Here is a 6,070-nt window from a genome sequence, read left to right as displayed (position 1 = left end):
GCTCGGGGAGTCCGGACTCGACGTGCGGCCGCGCCCGCGGGTCGGCGTGGTGGCCACGGGCTCCGAACTCGTCGCACCGGGCAGGCCCCTGGAGCCGGGACAGATCTGGGAGTCCAACTCGCTCACACTCGGCGCGGCGCTGCGAGCCTGCGGGTGCGAGGTCACCGCGACGGTCATCAGCAGTGACGAGCGGGACGACTTCACCGCGGCACTGGACGTCGCCACCGGGGACGCCGACCTCGTGGTGACCGTCGGGGCGGTGTCCATGGGGGACGCCGAGGTGGTGCGTCAGGTCCTGGCGGACCGCGAGGGGGCCCGCTTCGCCCCTGTCGCCATGCAGCCCGGGGGCCCGCAGGGCCTCTCGTCGTGGCGGGACACGCCGGTGGTGTGCCTGCCGGGCAATCCGGTGAGCGCGCTCGTGTCGTTCGTGGTACTCCTGCGTCCGATTGTCCTCGAGGCCGTGGGTCGCGTGCCCGTGCAGACCAGCCGGGCCCTGCTGTCGCGCGACGTGACCTCTCCCGCCGGTAAGGCGCAGTACCTGCGAGCGGCGCTCCTGCCCGGTTCCGCCGGCAGCATGTCAGGGCCGCCCACCGCCGAACCGGTCTCGGGCCCGGGTTCGCACCTGGTCGCCTCGATGGCGCGGGCCGACGTGCTGATCGAGATCCCCGCCGACGTGACCTCACTGGCGGCGGGGGACGAGGTCGTCACCATCCCCTTGTAACCGATCGAGCCCTTGTGACCGATCGAGCACACCCCGGCCTCTGTTCGCACCGCGGTGTCCCGCACATGTGGACGGGCCCGCTTCTCACGGTCGGCGAGAAGCGGGCCCGGTGGTCACACACCCGGACGGGTCAGTACCAGTGTTTGCGTCCACCGACCGCCCGGCCGGCTGCTCCGAGCACGTAGAGGATTACCCCGATCGCCACGAGAACCAGGCCGATCGTCCAGAGAATCGGGATGTCCAACAGGAATCCGAGGATTAACAGAATCGCACCGAGAATGATCATTGAGTCGTCCTTTCACAGTGACATGACATGGAGCGACGAGCGTATATCGGGCCGTGCCGAACCACGACCGGTCGCGGAGGCTCAGGCCACGCTGTCGAGAGCCTGTTGCCAGAAGTCGGCCTCCAACCGGGTGGCCGTGGAGAACACCCCGGTGAGCTCGTCGAGACGTCGCTCGCTGAGTCCGCCCGCGGCCAGCTGATCGAGCTGGGCGATCGCCGCAGCCGACGCCGCGGTGAACTCTGCGCCCGAGTACTCGGCGATCCATTCGGCGTACGGATGCTCGGTCACCCCACCGCCACTGCCGCTCACGTCGCGGTGGTCGGCGAGGCGAGGCTGCACCAGCGCCCCGATCTCGGCGTACCCGATGGTGCACGGCGCCAGCGCCACGTGCAGGTCGAGCAGGTCTCCGGACATGCCCGCGTCCAGGACGTAGCGGGTGTAGGCGACGGTGGCCTGCTTCTCGGCGGCGGCCTCGAGCTCCGCGCGCGGAATGCCCCACCGCTCGGTCAACCGCAGATGGAGCGCGGTCTCGGCGATGATGGCCCCCGTGGCCTGATGGGCGGCCGTGATGTCGGCCAGCGTGCGACTCTTGAACGCGGCCAGTGCGTTGGCACGGGCGAACTGCACCAGGAAGTGGAAGTCCTGGATCAGGTAGTCGCGGAACACGTCGATCGGCAGCGTTCCTTCTCCGAGCTTCTCCACGAACTCGTGCCGGATGTAGGCCTCCCACTCGGGGCGGCAGCGGTCCTTGAGGGTCTCGAACAGGGTCATTTCGGCTCTCCTCGGGTGAGTGTCGGGATGCTGAGCAGTCCGCTCGGTCGGTGTGCGGATCGTCGCGCTCGACGCCGGGGCCAGCCACCGCACCCCGCCGAGCCGGTCCTCTCTGCACCGTGCCGCCGGCACCCCCAGCCTGCCATTCGGCCCGAGTGGCGCCGCCGATGCCCATGCGTCCTGATCGGTCACGATCCGTGAATATGGGGCACAATCCGTGGAACCCGGTCGCGATCCGGGAGGTGCGCACTCGGCAGATGCCTCACGGAACTCGCTCGATCTGCCCGGCCCGCCGGGCGCGACTGGGCGGGACCCCCTCCCACCGAATGAACGTCCTGGTGAAGGTCGCGGTCTCGGAGTACCCGAGTTCGCGCGCCACCTCCGACACCGGCACGCGGAGCGCCAACAGCTCGAGCGCCCGATGATGCCTCACCTCGTCGAGCAGCCGCCGGAACGAGGTCCCCTCCGCGGCCAGCCGGCGACGCAGGGTGCGGACGTCGATGTGCAGCTCACCTGCCACCTCCGTCATGGACGGCCACGTCTCGCGCTCGTGACGTAGGCGGCTGCGGACCTGACCCGCGACGCCCACGCGCGCCAGCCGGTCGTCGAGCAGTTCGCGACACTGCCTCTCGAAGAGCTTCGCCGTGTTCTCGTCGCCCTGGGGCAGCCGCGCGTCCAGCCGCTCCCGGGTGATGGCCAGTCGGTTCCGCTCGGCGTATGGCCGGACCTCGTCGACGGTCAACCCCCACGACTCACCGAGGATCACGGCACTCTCCGGGCCGAGGGTCGTCTCGAGCCCGGTGATCCCCACGTCGATCTGAGCCCCACGGAGCGCCGCGGCCAGGCCCGCCAGGTCACGCTCGACCACGAACGTCCGGACATCCGCGGGGATCTCGTCATCGGCGGCGAGCAGGCAGTCCACGTCGGCCCCGGTTCCGGTGGCTCCCGCCGAGCCTTCCTCGAGGGAGAACCGCAGGTGAGTGGGCGAGAGCGCGAGGTACGGGATGGCCCGGTCGAGCGCCGCCCGCACGGTCGGCCCCGCGAGCATCATGAAGCCGATGACGCCGGTGCGCCCGAGCGTCGAATGGGCACCGATACCCGCACCCAGACCCGGCCGGTCCCCGAGCTCGCCCAGGAGATTGCGGATCACCACGAACTCCTGGTGCGCCCAGATCTGTGCGGTCTCGTCGTCGAGGTCCGCCGCGTCGAGCCCGGTGCCGGCGAGGCACTCCGTCGTCGTCATCCCGCGCGCGACGCCGCCGTCCACCATGATGCGGATCCCCTCCGTGCCGCGGGGCACCGCCCACACGGGCGAGGACGAGCGCGGCGTCGACGAGCCGACCGCGGACGAGCCGACCGCGGACGAGCTGAGCGCGGACGGGCCCGACGACGAGGTCATCGCCCGACCGTATCAACGCAGGTTGCCGAGTGACCGAAAATGCCAACCATGCGACCGCCATCGCCCTGTTCCCGGTCCCGACGAGTGGCTACCGTCACACTCATGACTCTCGCCAGTAACATCAGCGCAGGTACGGGCTCGGAGGGTTCACAGCCGGGGAGCTCGACGAACGGGGCGGCAGGGCCGGCGGGTCCCGCCCACTCGGCATCACCGTCCGGCCTGGCCGAGGCGATGGAGGAGCTCTACGCTCGGGCCAAGGCCGAGGTGGGCCAGGAGGACCTGGATCACATCCGCCACGTCACCGCATATGGGCGGGCGATCGACGCACGCCGCCGCGAACTCTTGCGCGAGGGGGGTCCGCGCGCGATCCGCCGGGCCACCGCGCTGGAGATGATGTACCGACTCATGCAGTTCTCCGAGCTGGGCCACAACATCGTCCACGGCAGTTACGACCACCTGCCGGGCAACGGCGAGTACCACTCGGATCGCTACGACTGGGACTTCAACGTCGACGTCGACCACTGGAAGACGATGCACCACGTGGGCCACCACCCCAACACCAACATCGTCGGCAAGGACCACGACCTCGGCTACAGCGTCTTCCGCGGCAGCGCGGGCCAGGACTGGTACGGCCACCACCTCGGGCAGGTGGCGTTGATCTCCGCGCTCGCTGCCATGGCCCCGGTCGCGGCACCGTTCTTCCTGGCCAACATCGCGCGCAAGGTCGACAGCCACCCGTTCTTCAGTTCGTACACCCTGCGCTCACCGGCCAGGATCGCCCGTCGGGACGCGCGGCGCCGCTTCGTGGACGAGCCCTTCCGCTCCGGATGGAAGCCGCTGCCGACCCTGGTGGCCAACTACCTGGGCGGAGTCGCCGGATACATGTCCGTGCTGTTCTTGGTGCTCATCGAACACCACGCGGGTGAATTGGAACTGTTCACCGATCCCGGCCCGGATGAGACCCCCGACCAGTATTACGAGCGGCAGATCCGGGCGACCCGCAACTTCCTGCCCAGCCGACGGATGGACGAGGCGCTGACCCGGATCCTCGAGGAGGAGGTTCCGTTCGATAACCGCCCCGACCTGCGGATCTTCTACGGCGGACTGGACACCCACATCGAGCATCACCTGTTTCCCGACCTGCCGCCGTCCATGCAGCGCAGGATCGCGCCGGAGGTGCGCGCCCTCGCCGCCCGGTTCGGGCTGCCGTATCACGAGACCCCGTTGCTGGAGACGGTGCCGCTCATCGCCACGACGCTCACGGGCCTGTCGGTGCCGCTGGGCGAGCGGGAGTTCGGACGACCGGCCGAGTTGCTGCGCGACCCCTCCTCGCTCGTGCGGCGCGTGATCTCGGGTTTCACGTATCGGCCGCTGCCCGAGTCCCCGTACCTGGACAAGCCCCGCTTCCACAATGTTCCCGCGAGGGTCCTGTCGGCCACGCCGGTCGCCGGCGGTGACGCGCTCTCCGTGCGCCTGGCCAGGCCGCGCGGGTGGGAGGACGTGGAGTGGGAGGCCGGGGCGTACATCTCGGTGCGGGTGGAGGTCGACGACGACGACGGCGGCACCGCCGAACTCGTCCGTCAGTACAGCCTCGTCCGCGACAGCATCGACTCGCGGCTCGACGGCTCGCAGCGCGACGAGCCGGGACCCCTGGAGATCTGCGTCAAGCGGGTCGACGGGGGCCGGGTCTCCACCCGGTTGAACGACACGCTGAAGGCGGGGCGCCACGTCACTCTCGTCGGCGTTCCGCAGTCGTCGGGCGACTTCGCCATGCCGGAGCCCGGCGCCCCCTCACTCCTCATCGCCGGCGGGGTGGGCATCACGCCGATCATCAGCCTCCTGCGCCGCATCGCCCGCGACGCCGGGACCGACGCCACCGTGCTGTACTTCAACCGCGACGAGCGCTCGATCATCTACGAGGCGGAACTCCGTCGGCTGGCCCGCGACTCGGGCGCCACGCTTCACCTGTTCACCGATACGCCGTCCGGGCGGGACGGCCTGACCACCGGCCGGCTGGGTCCGGAGTTGCTGCGCGGTCTCGTCCCGGACGCCGCCGACCGGGAGACCTATGTGTGTGCGCCGGCCGCGGTGATCGATCTGGCCCGCGACCAGCTGCGCGACCTCGGACAGCCTGCCGAGCGCTTTCACGCCGAGTCGTTCACCGCCCCGGAACTCGAGCGACCGGCGGACGACGGCAGTCGCTACACCGTGCACTTCCGCCGCACCGGCACCTCGGTGGAGATCGACGGGGCCACGACCCTGCTCGAAGCCGCGGGCCGGGCGGGCATCTCCGTACCGACCGGGTGTGAACGCGGACTGTGCAAGGCGTGTGTGACCGGCAAACTCAGCGGTACCACCAGCGCGGAGTCCCGGGCCGACAGAGGCACGACCGACACGGTCGTCCGGGAGCGGATCACCGTGTGCACGGCGATGCCCTGCTCGGACATCGAGCTGGACCTCTAGCCGCACTCGGCCATCGGGGTGGCGACAGCCGGCTGACCGGCGGGGTTCACCACTTGCCGCGCGTGTACTGCGGCGGGTACGGCGCCTCACGCCAGGGCACTCCGAGTTCGGCGGCCGCGCGGAGCGGCCAGGCGGGCTCGCGCAGCCCGACTCTGCCCAGGAACACGACGTCGGCCCGCTCGTCGACCAACACCTGCTCGGCGTAGTGCGGGTCGCTGATGAGTCCCACCGCGCCGGCCAGCACCGCGCCGGACGACCGGACCTCCTCGGCCAGCGGCACCTGATACCCCTGCTCGAGTGGCACCGGCGGGACGGCAGGGGTGTTGGCGGCCGACGAGACGTCGACCAGGTCGACGCCGTGCCCGGCGAGGCGCGCCGCCAGCCAGCGCGAATCGTCCGGGGTCCACCCACCGGGAACCCAGTCCGTGGC

At 70.5% G+C, this 6,070-nt stretch carries 5 protein-coding genes and 1 pseudogene; 2 read left to right on the top strand and 4 right to left on the bottom strand.

Features of this window, described 5'->3' with window-relative positions:
* Positions 1-721, top strand: a 721-nt coding sequence (locus G6019_RS15535; RefSeq protein ID WP_182627983.1) for a molybdopterin molybdotransferase MoeA, incomplete at its 5' end; no start/stop codon positions are given.
* A 130-nt stretch (positions 722-851) separates the two neighbouring features.
* Here the strand turns inward: G6019_RS15535 and G6019_RS15530 are convergent.
* From G6019_RS15530 to G6019_RS15520, 3 genes are all read right to left on the bottom strand, one after another.
* Complete coding sequence (locus tag G6019_RS15530; protein WP_182613520.1) at positions 852-1,007, bottom strand: DUF6131 family protein; 156 nt, start codon at positions 1,005-1,007, stop codon at positions 852-854.
* An 81-nt stretch (positions 1,008-1,088) separates the two neighbouring features.
* Complete coding sequence (locus G6019_RS15525) at positions 1,089-1,778, bottom strand: TenA family protein (RefSeq protein ID WP_182613519.1); 690 nt, start codon at positions 1,776-1,778, stop codon at positions 1,089-1,091.
* A 262-nt stretch (positions 1,779-2,040) separates the two neighbouring features.
* Complete coding sequence (locus G6019_RS15520) at positions 2,041-3,177, bottom strand: AraC family transcriptional regulator (RefSeq protein ID WP_107755341.1); 1,137 nt, start codon at positions 3,175-3,177, stop codon at positions 2,041-2,043.
* A gap of 102 nt (positions 3,178-3,279) precedes the next feature.
* Here G6019_RS15520 and G6019_RS15515 point away from each other — a divergent pair, with 102 nt between their 5' ends.
* Positions 3,280-5,640 carry a fatty acid desaturase gene (locus tag G6019_RS15515; protein ID WP_241726095.1) on the top strand — a complete coding sequence of 787 codons (2,361 nt, stop codon included), beginning with the start codon at positions 3,280-3,282 and terminating at the stop codon, positions 5,638-5,640.
* Positions 5,641-5,686: 46 nt separating this feature from the next.
* On the opposite strand, the pseudogene G6019_RS15510 reads toward G6019_RS15515, so the two are convergent.
* A pseudogene (locus tag G6019_RS15510) lies at positions 5,687-6,070 on the bottom strand (NADH:flavin oxidoreductase/NADH oxidase); the annotation flags it as partial.

Source organism: Dietzia sp. DQ12-76 (assembly GCF_014145045.1).
Classification (GTDB): domain Bacteria; phylum Actinomycetota; class Actinomycetes; order Mycobacteriales; family Mycobacteriaceae; genus Dietzia.
The sequence above is the reverse complement of the archived record's forward strand: the minus strand, read 5'-3'. Positions and strand labels throughout refer to the sequence as shown.

What these genes read in the sequence shown, in the direction of transcription:
- G6019_RS15530 (WP_182613520.1), bottom strand. Translation starts at nt 1,007, where the DNA reads ATGATCATTCTCGGTGCGATTCTGTTAATCCTCGGATTCCTGTTGGAC.
- G6019_RS15525 (WP_182613519.1), bottom strand. Translation starts at nt 1,778, where the DNA reads ATGACCCTGTTCGAGACCCTCAAGGACCGCTGCCGCCCCGAGTGGGAG.
- G6019_RS15520 (WP_107755341.1), bottom strand. Translation starts at nt 3,177, where the DNA reads ATGACCTCGTCGTCGGGCCCGTCCGCGCTCAGCTCGTCCGCGGTCGGC.
- G6019_RS15515 (WP_241726095.1), top strand. Translation starts at nt 3,280, where the DNA reads ATGACTCTCGCCAGTAACATCAGCGCAGGTACGGGCTCGGAGGGTTCA.